The sequence below is a fragment of the Pseudomonas japonica genome (assembly GCF_900188455.1).
In the GTDB taxonomy this organism is placed as follows: Bacteria; Pseudomonadota; Gammaproteobacteria; order Pseudomonadales; family Pseudomonadaceae; genus Aquipseudomonas; species Aquipseudomonas japonica.
On record NZ_FZOL01000028.1, the window covers coordinates 1 to 15,384 of the forward strand.

At 64.6% G+C, this 15,384-nt stretch carries 10 protein-coding genes; 5 read left to right on the forward strand and 5 right to left on the reverse strand.

Annotation, left to right across the window (positions count from 1 at the left end):
- The first annotated feature begins 607 nt into the window (after positions 1 to 607).
- Complete coding sequence (locus CHB99_RS25595; RefSeq protein WP_042130414.1) at positions 608 to 1,390, forward strand: sulfite exporter TauE/SafE family protein; 783 nt, start codon at positions 608 to 610, stop codon at positions 1,388 to 1,390.
- A gap of 35 nt (positions 1,391 to 1,425) precedes the next feature.
- Here the strand turns inward: CHB99_RS25595 and CHB99_RS25600 are convergent, their stop codons facing one another.
- On the reverse strand, positions 1,426 to 1,614 hold the full coding sequence (locus CHB99_RS25600) for a hypothetical protein (RefSeq protein ID WP_042130411.1): 189 nt from the start codon (positions 1,612 to 1,614) through the stop codon (positions 1,426 to 1,428).
- Positions 1,615 to 1,743: 129 nt separating this feature from the next.
- On the opposite strand from CHB99_RS25600, the gene CHB99_RS25605 reads away from it, so the two are divergent.
- Positions 1,744 to 5,829 (forward strand): leucine-rich repeat domain-containing protein, encoded by a 4,086-nt coding sequence (locus CHB99_RS25605; protein ID WP_042130409.1) that lies wholly within the window; start codon positions 1,744 to 1,746, stop codon positions 5,827 to 5,829.
- 21 nt (positions 5,830 to 5,850) lie between these two features.
- On the opposite strand, the gene CHB99_RS25610 is transcribed toward CHB99_RS25605, so the two are convergent.
- Entirely contained in the window at positions 5,851 to 8,103 is a 2,253-nt protein-coding gene (locus tag CHB99_RS25610) for a putative bifunctional diguanylate cyclase/phosphodiesterase (RefSeq protein ID WP_042130407.1), read from the reverse strand.
- Positions 8,104 to 8,241: 138 nt separating this feature from the next.
- Here CHB99_RS25610 and CHB99_RS25615 point away from each other — a divergent pair, with 138 nt between their 5' ends.
- The 3 genes from CHB99_RS25615 (at position 8,242) to CHB99_RS25625 (ending at position 11,868) form a co-directional block, all read left to right on the forward strand.
- Positions 8,242 to 9,864 carry an NADP-dependent glyceraldehyde-3-phosphate dehydrogenase gene (locus CHB99_RS25615; RefSeq protein ID WP_042130405.1) on the forward strand — a complete coding sequence of 541 codons (1,623 nt, stop codon included), beginning with the start codon at positions 8,242 to 8,244 and terminating at the stop codon, positions 9,862 to 9,864.
- A gap of 134 nt (positions 9,865 to 9,998) precedes the next feature.
- Positions 9,999 to 10,460: a VOC family protein gene (locus tag CHB99_RS25620; protein WP_042130403.1), complete on the forward strand. Its 462-nt coding sequence runs from the start codon at positions 9,999 to 10,001 to the stop codon at positions 10,458 to 10,460.
- A 217-nt stretch (positions 10,461 to 10,677) separates the two neighbouring features.
- Positions 10,678 to 11,868, forward strand: coding sequence for a hypothetical protein (locus CHB99_RS25625; protein ID WP_042130401.1), 1,191 nt, complete (start codon positions 10,678 to 10,680; stop codon positions 11,866 to 11,868).
- 519 nt (positions 11,869 to 12,387) lie between these two features.
- On the opposite strand, the gene CHB99_RS29875 is transcribed toward CHB99_RS25625, so the two are convergent.
- The 3 genes from CHB99_RS29875 to CHB99_RS25635 form a co-directional block, all read right to left on the reverse strand.
- Positions 12,388 to 12,561: a hypothetical protein gene (locus CHB99_RS29875; protein WP_167335886.1), complete on the reverse strand. Its 174-nt coding sequence runs from the start codon at positions 12,559 to 12,561 to the stop codon at positions 12,388 to 12,390.
- Between the two features lie 68 nt (positions 12,562 to 12,629).
- The gene (locus CHB99_RS25630) at positions 12,630 to 13,670 is read right to left on the reverse strand and encodes a 3-ketosteroid-9-alpha-monooxygenase, oxygenase component (protein WP_042128696.1); all 1,041 of its coding nucleotides are present in this window, start codon (positions 13,668 to 13,670) and stop codon (positions 12,630 to 12,632) included.
- A 212-nt stretch (positions 13,671 to 13,882) separates the two neighbouring features.
- Positions 13,883 to 15,283 (reverse strand): DUF1329 domain-containing protein, encoded by a 1,401-nt coding sequence (locus CHB99_RS25635; RefSeq protein ID WP_245655657.1) that lies wholly within the window; start codon positions 15,281 to 15,283, stop codon positions 13,883 to 13,885.
- Between the last annotated feature and the right edge of the window lie 101 nt (positions 15,284 to 15,384).

Genomic DNA, 15,384 nt, shown 5'->3' on the forward strand with positions numbered 1-15,384 from the left:
GGTGGTGAATCTTCTGTACTTCTTGGTCATCGGGGGTACTCCTCAGTAGGGGGATTCTCCCTAATTGAGGTGTCCGGAGCCATTAGACCAGCACAGAGGGTATCGTCATGCGCTCGATCTCAAGGGTGCTGCACACCTCAAGACAGGCACCTGGCAGCCTTGGTGCGTTTTCCCGCCAGACCATCAAACTTGTGTAGATATCTACGCATCCGCGTGACGAGCCACAGTTCCCGCGCTTGCTGCAACGCACTCAAAGGGATATTTCCCACATCACCAAAGGAACATTCACCCATGCAACACACTTGCAGACATAGAAAAACGGCATAGAGTGGCAAGCCTTCAAGTTCATCAGAACCGCTAAACCCCGGCGAAACATAGACCGCAATTATAATTTTCGTGCATTTCGTCGCCTTTGAACTCGATCAACTCAGAACCGTCATGCTGGACTACAACAAGCGTGTCGGGGTGGCATTTCAGTCTTTGCACGACGCTCTAAACTGACACTCTTGCATACCGTCAACCATCAATCTGATGTCTGCACGCATTTTGTCCGGGCATGCAACTTTGCCTGCCCGACAAACTATTCAAACCCGTTCGAGGCTTTTTCATGGACCTGGAAAGTGCCGTTGTCGCGCTTGCATTCTTTGCCTTCTGTGGCGGGCTGATCGATGCCGCAGTGGGTGGCGGCGGACTGGTACAGGTCCCCGCGCTGTTACATGCCCTCCCCCAGTACAGCCTGGCCACGGTGTTCGGCACCAACAAACTTGCTGTGCTGGCGGGTAACGCCGCTTCGATCTTCAGCTATGCAAGGCGTATCAACATTGTCTGGAAACTCCTGCTCCCTACCATGATTTCGGCGTTTGCATGCGCTTACCTGGGAGCGTTCTCCGTCTCACTGATTCCCCGAGCCGTCCTGGAGCATCTGATCTTCGTCGTGCTGGTGATAATGGCTGTTTATACCTTCGCCAAAAAAGATCTCGGACGAACGCATTCATCCCACCCCTGCGGCGGCAAAGAGATTCTGCTGGGCATGCTGGCAGGTGGCTTGATCGGCTTTTACGACGGTCTGTTCGGGCCCGGCAGCGGGAGCCTCTTACTCTTCGCATTCGTCAAGCTGTTCGGTTTCGATTTCCTGAATGCGTCCGCCTCGGCAAAGCTGGTCAACCTGGCGACATTCAGCGCAGCGTTGCTGTTCTTCGTTCCGTCAGGTCATGTGCTGTGGACATTCGCGGGAGTGCTCTGCGTCAGCAATATCGCCGGGGCCATTGCCGGGACTTTCCTGGCCTTGCGCTACGGAAGCGGTTTCATCCGGGTGTTCTTCCTGATCCTGCTGGTTTTTCTGATCGGCAGAATGGGCCTGTCGATTTTCCAGCCTCTTCTGCAACAGTGAGGACAAACCTCCAGAAACCACCAGCAACACCGTGCCTACTCCTCCGCCTCCGGAAAATGCCGGCAACTCTTGCGCTCCGCCATCTGCTTGTCGGTCGGTCGCTCATCGACGAAACGTGGCGGCCGGTCGCTGTGGATCTCAAGGAAGCCCCAGCGCAGATCCGCTTCGGTCTGTCCCGGCTTGGGCGGCTCGAACCACCAGACTTCGCGGCTGATCAGGGTCATGGGTTTGTCCTCGACTGAGTTTTTTCGACTCCTGTCACTATAGCCTCGCCCCCGAATAACTATGTGCCACCGCCACCGCCCGGCGGCACGGTGTGCTTGCACTCCTTTTTTCTCAGCAGGAGTGCACCCATGTCCCCCCAACCTCCCACCCACCACGATCTGCTGGTCAGGGAACGCCTGCCACGCTGGCTCGCCGACCTCAAGCCGAAACAGATCGAGCGTCTGCAACACCTCGACGACTACGCCAACTGCAGTTCGGTACGCAACGCACCAGCGGAACTGCGCGCCGAACTTGAGCAGACCCTGCTGCGCACCCGCGCGGTGACCTTCGCCCTGGCCAGGGCCCTGCGCGAACTGCGCAACCCCAGCGACTTCGCCAACCCCGTGCTGATGCAGCGCCTGCGCGAGCGCTTCGGCCTGCAGGGTGATCCGCGTGACATGCACTTCGTCCGCTTCAGCCGGGACTGGAGCTGGAGCACGCTGGTCACTGAACTCAACCACCGGGTCGAACCGCTGCTGCAGGCCGCGCTGCAGAACTTCGAAAAGGACCCGGAGCTGCAGCCGGAGAGCGTGGCGATCAAAGGCGAGTTTCGCGTCGGTTCGTTCAACGGTTACGCGCGTTACCACTTCCACCCCCTGCCCTTCAGTGCCGCCCGGTTCGCCGAGCAATGCCACGACCTGGATCTCGGCCAGCGCTATCAGGATCACCTGAATCAGCTGTACGGCCGCCCGCGGGTACGCGAACTGGCGATCAACGCGCGCCGCGAGCAATTGCGCCTGGACCTGCTGCTCGCGCGCCTGCGCGATCCGCAGCTGGAACATGAACCGATCCAGCGCCTGATCGATGGCGCGGATGCCAGCACTCTGCCGCGCTGTGAACATTTCAGCCTGTTCGGCGTGGATGTCCTGGATGCCCTGCTGATCCGTCCCGCCACAGGCGCGCAAGCGGTGTTTCTCTACCTGCCGGGCATGCCCGAGGCCCTGACCGGCCATTCCAGCTTCGCCGCCTGCCAGCACGCGCTGCTGCAACTGTTGTGCGACCCGGCGCTGCGCCAGCGCTTCTACGGGTTCATCCAGCAGGACAAGGCCGAGCACTTCGCCAGCGTGCTGCAGCGCAACCTCACCGGACAGACCGTGCCGGGCGAACGCAACAGTGCATGGAAAGCCCCGGCGGACTGCGACCTGCACTGCCACGGCACCGCCATCGAGGACGAACTCTTCGGTTTTCTGCAGGATCGCTACCACCGGCGCCTGCTCAACGAAGGCCGCCAGTTGGCGGTTCCCAGCAGCGTCGTCGACGAGGAAGCACGCCAGCGCCGCCTGCATTACTGGGAATCGGTGGGACTGGACCTGCTCGGTGTAGCGGCGTTCTTCGTGCCCGCCGCCGGCAGCCTGATGATGATGGTGTTCGCCGCGCAGATCCTCGGTGAGGTCTACGAAGGCATCGAAGCCTGGGAACAAGGTGACATCGACGGCGCCCTCGCCCATGCCAAGGCGGTGGCGCTGGACCTGGGCACCGCCGTGGTCACCGGCGTGGCCCTGCATTACGCCGGCAAGTTCACCCGCAACCTGATCGAAGTGATCCGTCCGGACGGCACGCCACGCTTGTGGAACGGTGATCTGCAACCCTACCGCGTCGACCCGCCGGCCGACGCCCGGCCCAATGCCCTGGGCCTGTTGGAGTCGGGGACGCAGCGCCATGTGCGCCTCGACGACGGACACTTCGCGGTTCGCCCCCACGCCGACGGCCAGCGCTGGTGCATCAGCCATCCCGAGTACCCCGACGCGTTCCAGCCGACGCTCGAACACAACGGCCAAGGGGTCTGGCATGCGGCCCATGAACATCCGCTGGAATGGCCACGGCGCACCCTTCTGCGCCGCCTCGGCGCGACGGTCGAGGACTACAGCGATGCGGAACTGGAAGTCGCCAGCCGTATCGAGGGCATCGGCCGCGATGAACTGCTGGACGTCTACCTCAAGCACACACCGATCCCGCCCCGCCTGCTCCCGACCTTGCAGCGCGTGCGCGCCGGCGTGCCTGCCGAAGACCCGCTGCAGGCCGCGGTCGAGGGGCTCTACCGGCCGGATCGCTGCCTCCCGGCCAGCGAGCGCCTGGCCTTGCTCAGCCTGCCCCGGCAAGCGGGTTGGCCGGAGGGCTGCAGCCTCGAACTGCGCAGCGGCGACCGCTCCGGTCCGCTGCTGCAGCGCGCCGGCGAACGTTTCGCCAGCGATCCGCGGTTGATTCTCAAGGTGCCCGGCGGCTACTGCGCAGTGCTCGACGATCAGCCGCGGGCCCCGGTCGCGGACCTGTTCGAGGCGCTGCTGCAGGCGCTGCCGGAACTGGGCAGCGAGCCGCAGGCCCTGAAGGACACCATCGTCGAGCAGGCCCAGGGCAATCCCGGGGCGATGCGCAGCCTGATCTGGTCCGCGCAGAGTGACGGCTGGAGCGATGACGGCCGTCTGCTCGGCGGCTTCGATACCCCGCCGCCAGCCCATTACCCACCGACGCGCGCTGCCGGCAATGCCCTGCTGGCCCGCTACCGCCGGCTCTACCCCAGCGTCAGCGACGAACAGGCACGCAGCGCGCTGGAACAGTGGAACAACGCCGGCCGGCCGCCCCACCTCGAACTGCGCGCGCTGGAGCGGCAACTCGACTACCTGCGCACCGTCCTCGGCCAGTGGGCCGCGGACGCGCCACTGCGCACGGTGGCACGGGACACCCTGATCCGTTGCTGGCAACGCAACCAGGCCAACCCGGCCGAACTGGACCTGTCGTCGATCGGTCTCGACGACACGGACTTCGCCACCCTGCCACACCTGGCGGATGCCTTCGCTCATGTGCGCGAACTGAACCTGAGCTCCAATCCCCTGCACGCGATTCCCCATCTGCTGTTCAGTCAACTGCCGCCACTGCGCGCGCTGTGGGCCAGCGCACTGGAGCTCAGGCACCTGCCGGCGGGACTGGGCGCGCAGTTGCGCTTCCTGGAACTGACCGACAACGCCATCACCTGGTCGTCCATTTCCCAGGAGGCCCTGGCCGAATACCCGGACCTGGAAGAGCTCAACCTGTCCGGCAACCCGTTGCAGAGCCCGCCGGACCTCACCGCGGCGCCAAACCTGCGCGATGTCAGCCTGTTCGACTGTTCCCTGCTGCGCATGCCGGAACACCTGAGCGACCTGCCGCACCTGCAGAACCTCGATCTGTCCTCGAACCTGATCTCCCGCCTGCCCGAAGGACTCGAACAGGACCTCACGCCAGCGGCGCAACGGGCCTTGAGCCTGGAATACAACCCGCTGGACAACGATTCGCTGAACCGCATCGATGCGCACTACGAGGCAACCGGCATCGACCTGCTGGTCGCCGAGGACGACTACACGACGCTGTTGCTCAATGCCGACGAGACCACCCTGGCCTGCTGGCAGCGCCTCAGTCGACTGCTGCCGATCGAGTACCGCCGCGACCTCCGCCGCGTCGCCGACGAACCCATGTACGGGGCCGCGCCGAACACCACGCGGCGGCGTTTCTGGTTCATGCTGCCGTGGCTGGAGTCCAGTCCGCGGGCACGCACCATGGCCCAGCGCATCGACGCCGGCAGGCTCCTGCAGTTCGAACGGACCGCCGACCTGGAACGACCCGAACCCTTCACCACGCCCCGCCTCAAGAGTGAGCACTACCTGCGTATCGCGGTGGACAGCGCACGCTGCCTGGCGCTCGACGATGCGCTGCTGGCACGCCTGCCGAACGCCAGCGAAGCACAGCTGGAAGCCTTGCGCGCCCTGACCCTGCAACGCCTGGGCAACGATCCGCACTTGCGCATGCGCCTGGCCCCGGGCCCGCAGGAGCCGGTGAACCTGATGGGTGTCGAACGGGAAGCGGCGCAACTGGACGGCAACTGGACCAGCGTGATCCGCCACCAGTTGCGCCTGATCGAAGGCTCGACCGCGGTCGGCCGTGACGCCCTGCTCGCCGAAGGCGCGAATGGCGAAGCGGCGATCCGCTTCTGGACCCGGCATCTGGAACAGCGCTACCACGCCGAGTTCGAAGGTTTGCAGGAACAGGCCAACGCCCAGTTGCTCGATGCCGAAAACCTGCTGAGCGAAGGCGAATACCTGAACGAAGCCAACCACCTGCGCCGCCAGCTCGACCGCGAACGCCGACGCCTGCTGGATGACCTCACCCGTGGTATCGCCGAGGGCAACCCGCTGCGCTGGTGAGCCCGGCGCCCGGCGCCGTGCTCAATACTGCACGGCGCTGAAGCGCTCGCCGGCCAGCCAGTGCTCGAAACGCTCCGCCGGCATCGGCCGGCCGATCAGGTAGCCCTGGCCGTGATCGCAACCGGCATTGCGCAGGAACTGATGCTGGGCATGGGTCTCGATGCCCTCGGCGGTGATCCGGTAACCCAGGGCGTGACCAAGATCGATGATCGCCCGGGTGATCGCCACGTCGTTGTCGCCGTGGGGCAGGTCCTTGATGAAGGCCCGGTCAATCTTCAGATGATTGATCGGCAGGGCCTTCAGATAGGCCAGCGACGAATAGCCGGTGCCGAAGTCATCCACCGCCGTCGCCACCCCCAGCGCCTGCAACTGGGCGAGGACTTCGCAGGCATGCTGCTGGCTTTCCATCAACAGGCTTTCGGTGATCTCCACTTCCAGCAACTGCGGGTCCAGGCCGTGACGCTGCAGGGCACCGGTCAGGCTGCCGACGTAATCGCTGCGCTCGATCTGCAGGGCCGCCACGTTGATCGCGATCGGCCCCGGCAACAGCTCGCGGTCGCGCCACAGGCGAACCTGCCTGCACACCAGCTCCAGCACCTGCTCGCCCAGGGGAATGATCAGCCCGGTCCGTTCGGCCAGCGGAATGAAATCGCCCGGCGACACCAGCCCGTGCTGCGGATCGCGCCAGCGCAGCAGCGCCTCGGCGCCCTCGACACGACCGCTGAACAGATCGATGCGCGGCTGGTACCAGAGTTCGAACTCCTTCTGCTCCAGAGCACGGCGCAGGGCGCGCTCCATGGCCAGGCGCTGCTGCAGGCGCTCGGTCATGTCGCTGTGGTACAGGCGCCAGGCGTTGCGTCCGCCCTCCTTGGCCGCGTACATCGCGGTGTCGGCGTGGCGCATCAGGGTTTCCCCGGTGTGCCCATGTTCAGGGCACAAGGCCACGCCGATACTGCCGCTGACCAGGGCGGCGTTGCCCTTGAGATCGAAGGGGCGTTGCAGGGCCCGCAGCAGGCCGTCCACCACCTTGCCCACATAGTCGACCGCGTGGGCACGGCCGAGGATGAAGGCGAACTCGTCGCCACCCAGGCGACACACCGTGTCATCCACCCCTATACCGGCGCGCAGGCGTTGCGCGGCCTGTTCCAGCAACAGATCGCCCAGCGCGTGGCCGAGACTGTCGTTGACCTGCTTGAAGCCATCGATATCCAGGACCAGCACCGCCACCTGCACCCGCGACGCGGCCAGGGCCTGTTCCAGGCGGCGCTGGAACAGCACGCGGTTGGGCAGCCCGGTGACCACGTCGAAATGCGCCAAGTGTTCGAACTGCGTCTGGGAATACTTGAGCTCGGCGTTGCGCTGGTTGATCAGGCGATTGCTGCGGTTCAACTGGGCCACGAACAGGCTGAACAGTCCCGTGGTGGACAGCGCGAAGAGGAACAGCGGCGAACCGAACAGGGTCATGGACGACCAGCCGTCCCGTGGCATCGCCGCCAGTTGCCAGGTCCCCCCGGGAACATCGACGTTGAGGGTCACCGACGACGACGACGCCGCGAACAGCGTCTCGTCGCCCCAGATCATCGCCCCCGCCTCGCCATCGCCGTCGGCGCCACGCAGCGCCAGGCGGAAGGTCGGATCCTCGGCCACCCCGGCCTCGCGCAGCAGGCTGTCGATATTCGCCACCACCGAGACATTGCCCCAGTACAGGCGCACGCCCTTGTGCCCCTTGAGAAACACCGGGCGCCGGTAGATCAGGGCCTCGCCGCCCTGGTACAGGCGCACGGGACCGGCCAGCACCGCTTCCTGGCTGTCCCGGGCGCGGCGCACCAGCGGGTACTGCGCGGGCAGCAGGCGGTAGTCGAGGCCGAGCACCGCGTGGTTGTGCTCCAGCGGGTAGACATCGGCGATCACATCGTTGGGCGCCAGGGAGATGTGACGGATATAGGACACCGATTCCAGGGCCTGGCGCGCCATGTCGTGAAAATGGCTGGTGGAGATATCGCCGTCGGCACTGAGCAACTGGGCAATCCCCTCGGTCTCGCCGAAGGCCGAGCGCATCTGCGCCTCCAGCCCCGCGCGAATCCCCGACAGGCGCATGCTCGCGTTGGCGATCAGCTCGCTTTCCTCGCGCTGCACGTCGAGGCGGCCGAGGGCCACGGAAAGACCGATGCCGATCACGGCGAAACCGATCGGCAGCAGACGATAAGCGGTGGAGCGCACGCGGGTGGGAAGCGGTCGAGGGGTGTTTTCCAGGGCGAGGTTTCTTGTCGTCATACGCCGGCTGCTTGCGTCCGTTTACCCGGTTATCGGCGATGGCAAAACAATATTGAGGCAGGCTGGCTTTTTTTTATCGTGCGGCGTTATGCTCGACTGAAACGTTTCACCCATTCAAAGAAAAAGAGGTGTCGTGCCATGGATCGTTTGCTGGACTCACTGTTTCCCACTGCCGAAGAAATCCCCGAGGCCTATCGCCTGGGCGCGCCGCTGGAGCAGCGCGACTACCTGGTGAACGGCCAATTGCATCACTGGCAAGGCCCGCTGGCCACGGTGCGCAGCCCGGTCTGGCTGAAAGACGCGGACGGCGACGAGCAGCAGGTGATCCTCGGCAGCGCGCCGCTGCTGGATGCCGACACCGCCCTCGGCGCCCTGGACGCCGCCGTGCACGCCTATGACAAAGGCCGCGGCGCCTGGCCGACGATGCGCGTCGCCGAACGTATCCGCCATGTCGAAGGTTTTCTCGGACGCATGCGCGAGCAGCGCGAGGCGGTGGTCAAGCTGCTGATGTGGGAAATCGGCAAGAACCTCAAGGACGCCGAGAAGGAGTTCGACCGCACCTGCGACTACATCGTCGACACCATCGGCGCGCTCAAGGAGCTGGACCGCCGCTCCAGCCGCTTCGAGCTGGAGCAGGACACCCTCGGCCAGATCCGCCGCGCGCCACTGGGCGTGGCCCTGTGCATGGGCCCCTACAACTACCCGCTGAACGAGACCTTCACCACCCTGATCCCGGCGCTGATCATGGGCAACACCGTGGTGTTCAAACCGGCCAAGTTCGGCGTGCTGCTGATCCGCCCACTGCTGGAGGCGTTCCGCGACAGCTTCCCGGCCGGGGTGATCAACGTCATCTACGGCCGTGGTCGCGAGACCGTCAGCGCCCTGATGGCCAGCGGCAAGGTCGATGTATTCGCCTTCATCGGCACCAACAAGGCCGCCAGCGACCTGAAGAAGCTGCACCCGCGCCCTCACCGCCTGCGCGCCGCCCTTGGCCTGGACGCGAAGAACCCGGGCATCGTGCTGCCCGAGGTGGACCTGGACAACGCAGTCAGCGAAGCGCTCACCGGCGCCCTGTCGTTCAACGGCCAGCGCTGCACCGCGCTGAAGATCCTGTTCGTCCACGAGCAGGTGGTCGACGCCTTCCTGGAGAAATTCCAGACCCGCCTCGCCGCGCTCAAGCCGGGCATGCCCTGGACCCCCGGTGTGGGCCTGACGCCGTTGCCCGAGCCGGGCAAGATCGACTACCTCAACGGCCTGGTCGACGACGCCCTCGGCCATGGCGCGCGGGTGCTCAATCCTGGCGGCGGGCAGAGCCGCGGTTCGTTCTTCTACCCGGCGCTGCTGTACCCGGTGAACCCGGCGATGCGGGTCTACCACGAGGAACAGTTCGGCCCGCTGGTGCCGGTGGTGCCCTATCGCGACCTGCAGACCGTGATCGACTACGTACTGGATTCCGACTTCGGCCAGCAACTCAGCCTGTTCGGCACCAATTCGAAGGAGATCGGCCTGCTGGTGGATACCTTCGCCAACCAGGTCGGGCGGATCAACATCAACGCCCAGTGCCAGCGCGGTCCCGACACGTTCCCGTTCAATGGCCGCAAGAACTCCGCCGAAGGCACCCTGTCGGTACATGACGCCCTGCGCACCTTCTCGATCCGCACCCTGGTGGCGACCCGTTTCCAGGACGCCAACAAGCAGTTGATCAGCGACATCATCCGCAACCGCGAGTCGAGTTTCCTGACCACCGACTACATCTTCTGAGCGGCTGCCCGTTCGTCCAGTGAATGCGCAATTCGATTTGCGCATTTCGCATTCCTGTACAAATATACAGGACCACGCCCGGGGCACCCGCTCCGGGTCGGTCCGTTAGTATCGTTCACAGGAGGAACACGCAAATGGCAGCTAAACCCATCCCCGAAGGCATGCACAGCATCACCCCGTACCTGGGTATCAAGGACGCCTACAAGGCCATCGATTTCTACAAGGCCGCCTTCGGCGCCGTCGAGGTATTCCGTATCCAGAGCCCCGACGGTCGCATCGGTCATGCCGAACTGAAGATCGGCGACTCGTCGCTGATGCTCGCCGATCCCTGCGACCAGGCCGCGCTGCTCAGCAGCCAGTCGCAGCCCGGCGCGTCGGTAGGCCTGCACCTCTATGTCGAGGACGTCGACGCCCGCTTCGCCCAGGCGATCAAGGCCGGGGCCACCCAGGTCAATCCCGTGCAGGACCAGTTCTACGGCGACCGCAGCGGCTCCCTGAAGGATCCGTTCGGCAACCTGTGGTTCATCGCCACGCACAAGGAAGACCTGTCGGTGGAAGAGATCCGCGCGCGGGCAGCGAAGCTGTACGGCGGTTGATCCACTTCCTTCCCGGTTCACGGACATGGCCGTGAACCGGGATTTTGCTTTATGTTTGCCCCGCCGACCTGGCGCCCTCTCTGTAGGAGCGAGGCTTGCCCGCGAAAGGACCGCTTGGCGGTCCTCGGCCATCTTGGATCCGGGACCGCTGTGCGGTCCTTTCGCGGGCAAGCCACGCTCCTACAGGAAAATTGCCGTCCGCCTTTCAAGGACACCCATGCGAATCATCGAAAAGAACGCCAGCCTGGTGCGCAGCCTCACCCCGGCCGAGGACGAACTGTTGCGCGGCTTCAACCGCGGCAGCCTGGAAGGCCCGCGGCTGCTGCAGGCCAACCAGTTGCTGATGAAGATCCGCGCCGCCGGCCACTGGCTGGCCTGCGACTGCCAGGCCAGGGCCATGCCGGTGCTCAACGTCACCCTCAACAGCCACACCGGCACCCTGTTCCTCAAGAACAACCCCGGCACCGCCGAGCACGCCGACGATTGCCCGTTCATCAAGGACGAGCGCGAAGGCGCCGAGCAGGACGACCCGGACACCCCGCCCGCCGCCTGGCTGGCGCCGGACACGCCACTGCGGCTGATCGGTGATTTCCGCCGGGCCAGCGAAGAAGGTGCCGTGGACAATGGCAGCGGCGACAAACGCGAACAGCAGCGCCTGCTCTCGCTGTTGCTGACCTGGATCGAAGCCAGCGGCCTCAACGTCCATGCCACCCACCTGAAGAAGGACCTCACCGCGCAATTCGCCGAACTGCGCGGTGTCGCCGGACGCTACCCGCTGATCGAGCGGGTGCCGGCGAGCAACTACCTGGAAACCCGTCTGGACATGAAGCACATGATGATGCTCAAGGCGCGTCTGCGTGAGTCCACGGTGTTCGGCAACCATCGCCGCCATGGGCTGCTGCTCGATTGCGTCAGCCAGATCAAGGCCCGCAAGGTCTACAACGAGCGCAGCGAGGACGGCTTCGACTTCCAGGGGCATCACCTGCTCTGGGGCGGTAGCCGCACTCCGGGCCCGCTGCTGGCCCTGGCGATCTATTCGCCGACCAGCGCCGGCAGTCATTTCTACGAACTGATCCATGTCGCCAGCGTGCCGGTGCTGTCCCGCGCCCAGCTGTTCCCGGTGTACCGCGACGAAGAGCGCGAACCGCTGAAGATGCTGGTGTCGCTGATCGACTGGATGGCCGGCAAGGGCGTGCGGGTGATCATGCGCCGGCCGGTGATCGGCGGCCGGGTGATGGACGAACTGGTGCTCAGCTCGGACCAGGACCGGGTGCTGTCGGTATCCCTGACCGAGCAGCCGCTGGGACCGGAGCCGGAAGTGGAGAACTTCCGCCGCTACGCCGACTTCAAGAGCCTGGACACCTTCCGCAAGTACGTGGCCGGGTTCTTCATGCGGGGGCGGGAATAGGCCTGGCCAGCGTGAAGGCCAGTAGATCTGAAGTGCGACCTCGAAACCCTGTGGGGCTTGCCAGCCACAGGCATAGGTATCTACACATCTTTGACGGCTTGACGGGGAACCTGTATCAAGGCCGCCAAGTTCCTGTCTTGAGCCTTGCAGCGCCCTCTAGATCGAGCGCCGCCCGCGCGGCGCATCGCGAGCACGCTCGCTCCTACATTTTTTGCAACGTGCCTATGCCTGACAGGCCATGGTTGACCGCCTTGTGTGCACGACGCGGTATCGCGTCGACCCAACAGCTTCCCCGCGATAAATCGCCAAGCGCCAAAGGCTGGCAACGCCGCTCTCACAGGCCATGGCACGTTGCAAAAAATGTAGGAGCGAGCGTGCTCGCGATGCGCCGCGCGGGCGGCGCTCGATCTCAAGGGCACTGCACCCGTCACGACGAGCACTTGGCGGCCTTCATGCGGTTTCCCGCCAGGCCGTCAAAGATGTGTAGATACCCATGCAGCCACAGGGCCCGCACCGACCTCAGCGCATGCTCGGCCACCCCTGAAACGCTGGCACCACCGCCACACACCCCGGCAGTTGCCGGCACGCCTTGACGCTCAGCGGCTCCGCCGGCACCGAAAGCAGTACCGTCAGCACCACGGACACAAGAATCAGCAAGGGAACGCAATAGGCAAGAAGGCTTCTTGTTTTCATTGTCGGCTTTCTCCAGACCTGTGCTTCAGAGGCAAAAGCCCGCCAGACGCTGACGGGCCCTGGTTATCTCAACGCTCGTCGACCGTCACGAACTCCCGCCGCTCGGCCATGCTCGCCGGCACCTGCTCTTCATCGGTGAAGAACTGCTCGTACCACTCGCGCAACTGGTAGACCGGCCCGTCGCTCTCGGCCAGCACCGGCTTGTCGATGCGGATCTTGTGCTTCCAGATATCGACGTCCTGGTAGAACGAGTCGCGGTTGCCCTGGACATAGGCCTTGGCCACTTCGCGGTTCTGCTCCTCGCTCCATTCCGGCACGCGCTTGACCATGCAGCCGAAGCGCAGCTCGAAACTGTTGGGGCCGACCGGTACGTGGCTGTTGAGCAGGATGGCGTGAATGCGCACATCGCCGAACATCGAGCTGAGGTGGGTCAGGTGGGTCGCCGGTCCGTAGTAGGCCGATTCGGCGATCAGGTCGCCGCCCAGGCGCTCGGAGTCGCCATGGAAGATCTGGTGGCCGATATGCCCTTCGAAGATGTTCGAGAAGTATTTGGTCGGGGTGCCGTGCACCGGGCCGAAGTGCTGGGCGTCCACCAGGTTGTCGACCAGCTCGCGCGGGTTGGTCTCGATCAGCATGGTGTCGATGTTCCATTCATGAATCCATTCCGCGCTGTCCATGACGTCCAGGTGCGGGATGACCACGCCTTCCTTCGGCGGATTGCCTTCCGGGTTGTTCCAGATGAACAGCAGGTCGTTTTCCTCGCAGGTCAGCCAGGCACGGGTCCTGGCCTTCGGCGGGATGCGCTTGCAGTAGGGAATTTCCACGCACTTGCCGGCGGTGTCGTATTTCCAGTGGTGGAACGGGCAGACCACACGGTCGTTCTCGATGGTGCCCTGGGACAGGTCGGCGCCCATGTGCGGGCAATAGGCATCGAGGATGCTGATGGCGCCCTCGCTGGTGGCGAACGCCACCAGGCGGGTACCGAAGATGTTCAAGGTGTGCAGCGCGCCGTCACGGTAGTCGGCCGCGTTGCCCAGGCAGTGCCAGCCGCGGGCGTAGCGATGGCTGCGCTGGGCGCTGTCGAGGGAGATTTCTGCGAGTTTCGTCATTTTGTTGTTGTTCCTCGGGTGGAAACTCTCGGGTGGCTTAACCCCAAGAAAAAGGGGTGTATTCATGGAGGACATGATTGGGCAGAAGAGGCACTGCCTTCATCCTCCAATTGGACTAGGCGAGGTGGTGGGAGCCGAGTGCCCATGGGCCTGCTTTGCAGGCCTTCGCGACGGTTCGGCGCCCCGACAGCCTCGCTCCCACCGGAAGGGCTCTACTGGCCGAAACGCCGCGCCGCCTCGGGGCCGAAGTCTTTCGGACTGAAGCCCGGACGGTTCAGCTGGTAGCCGTTGCGCTGTTCGTTGATCAGGTTGAAGGCCAGGTAGGAGCCGGCGTTGAGGTCGTGGTACAGCCCCACCCCGGCCTGCTGCCCCTGGGTTTCGTAGGCGTAGAAGTAGTTGACCATCGAGGTGCGCCACAGCTCGCCGCGGTTGTCGTAGTTGTCGGCGAGCATCGGGAACCAGGTGTCTTCGTCGATGTACAGCTTGCGTTTGCCATACAGGTGGCGATAACCCGGCTTGAGGGTGCCTTCCAGCTCCCAGACCCGGTGCTTCTCGTAGCGCATGGCGTCCGGGTTGATATGGCCCGGAGTCAGCAGGTCGGCGTACTTCAGGCTCGGCGAGTGCAGGCGATAGGCGTTGTAGGGGATGTACATCTCGCGCTTGCCGACGATCTTCCAGTCGTAGCGCTGGCCGGAGCCGTTGAACAGGCGCACTTCGTCGACGGTGATGGAACCACCGCTACCGGGGAACGACATGTCGAAACCGTACCCCGGCGACTGCCGCACGCGACGGGTACCCGGGTCGTAGCGCCAGGCCTGGCGCGGTTCGGTCTTGTCGTTCCAGAACTCGGTGCCGGTGTTGATCTCGCCCTTGTCGCGCTGCGGCAACAGGGTTTCGTTGAGGTAGAACGACGAGTTGCCCACGGTGTCGCCGATCTTGCCCGGTTCCAGGGGCGGCGCCAGGTTGCGCGAATGCACGCGGCCCCAGTTGATATTGCCGTCCTTGAGTACGTAGGCGTTGTCGGAGATGTATTCCTCGGTCCAGGCACGCAGGGTGAAGGTCGAGGCGTTCTTCAGCAGCTCCAGGCCGCTGCGCGGTACCGGGAACGGCGTGCCGCCGGTCTTGCCGACCACACCCTCGCCGTCATCCACCAGCTTGGCGATGGCCGCGTTCTCGCGGGTTGCCTGGCACACTGCGTCGTTGTAGCGGAAGTCGCGGTGGCTGGGGTAGATCGGCATCCGGAAGGTGTCCGGGTACAGCTTGAACAGCGCCTTCTGCCCGTCGGAGAGCTGGTCGGCGTACTGCGCCAGGTTGCTCGCGGTGATCACCAGCAGCGGTTTCTCGTCCGGGTAGGGGTCGACCGGGTGGTTGCCGGTGCCCTTGAAATCCACCTGGGGTGGGACACCCAGCCACTTGCCGGAGTACGGGGGGATGCTACCGTCGGCATTGCCGCTCTTGTCCGCGCCGAGGCAGGTCAGTTCGCTGCCCAGGCGCGCCACGTCTTCAGGGGCGGCCTGGGCCGGGACGATGATGACGCTGCCCAGGGCTGCCGCCAGGGTGGCGCTGCGCGTCCACGAGGTCAGGCAACGGGGGGCCAGGATACTGCCGGTCATTGTTGTTCTCCTTGGATTACCGATAGCGGGAGCCCAGTATCGGCAGGGGCCGGAGCCGGCAGCATCGTCCGTGCGGACTAACGCATTTTTACCTGCCGCCG

Excerpts from the sequence above, each read along its gene's own strand:
- CHB99_RS25595 (WP_042130414.1), top strand. The coding sequence starts at position 608 with ATGGACCTGGAAAGTGCCGTTGTCGCGCTTGCATTCTTTGCCTTCTGT.
- CHB99_RS25600 (WP_042130411.1), bottom strand. The coding sequence starts at position 1,614 with ATGACCCTGATCAGCCGCGAAGTCTGGTGGTTCGAGCCGCCCAAGCCG.
- CHB99_RS25605 (WP_042130409.1), top strand. The coding sequence starts at position 1,744 with ATGTCCCCCCAACCTCCCACCCACCACGATCTGCTGGTCAGGGAACGC.
- CHB99_RS25610 (WP_042130407.1), bottom strand. The coding sequence starts at position 8,103 with ATGACGACAAGAAACCTCGCCCTGGAAAACACCCCTCGACCGCTTCCC.
- CHB99_RS25615 (WP_042130405.1), top strand. The coding sequence starts at position 8,242 with ATGGATCGTTTGCTGGACTCACTGTTTCCCACTGCCGAAGAAATCCCC.
- CHB99_RS25620 (WP_042130403.1), top strand. The coding sequence starts at position 9,999 with ATGGCAGCTAAACCCATCCCCGAAGGCATGCACAGCATCACCCCGTAC.
- CHB99_RS25625 (WP_042130401.1), top strand. The coding sequence starts at position 10,678 with ATGCGAATCATCGAAAAGAACGCCAGCCTGGTGCGCAGCCTCACCCCG.
- CHB99_RS29875 (WP_167335886.1), bottom strand. The coding sequence starts at position 12,561 with ATGAAAACAAGAAGCCTTCTTGCCTATTGCGTTCCCTTGCTGATTCTT.
- CHB99_RS25630 (WP_042128696.1), bottom strand. The coding sequence starts at position 13,670 with ATGACGAAACTCGCAGAAATCTCCCTCGACAGCGCCCAGCGCAGCCAT.
- CHB99_RS25635 (WP_245655657.1), bottom strand. The coding sequence starts at position 15,283 with ATGACCGGCAGTATCCTGGCCCCCCGTTGCCTGACCTCGTGGACGCGC.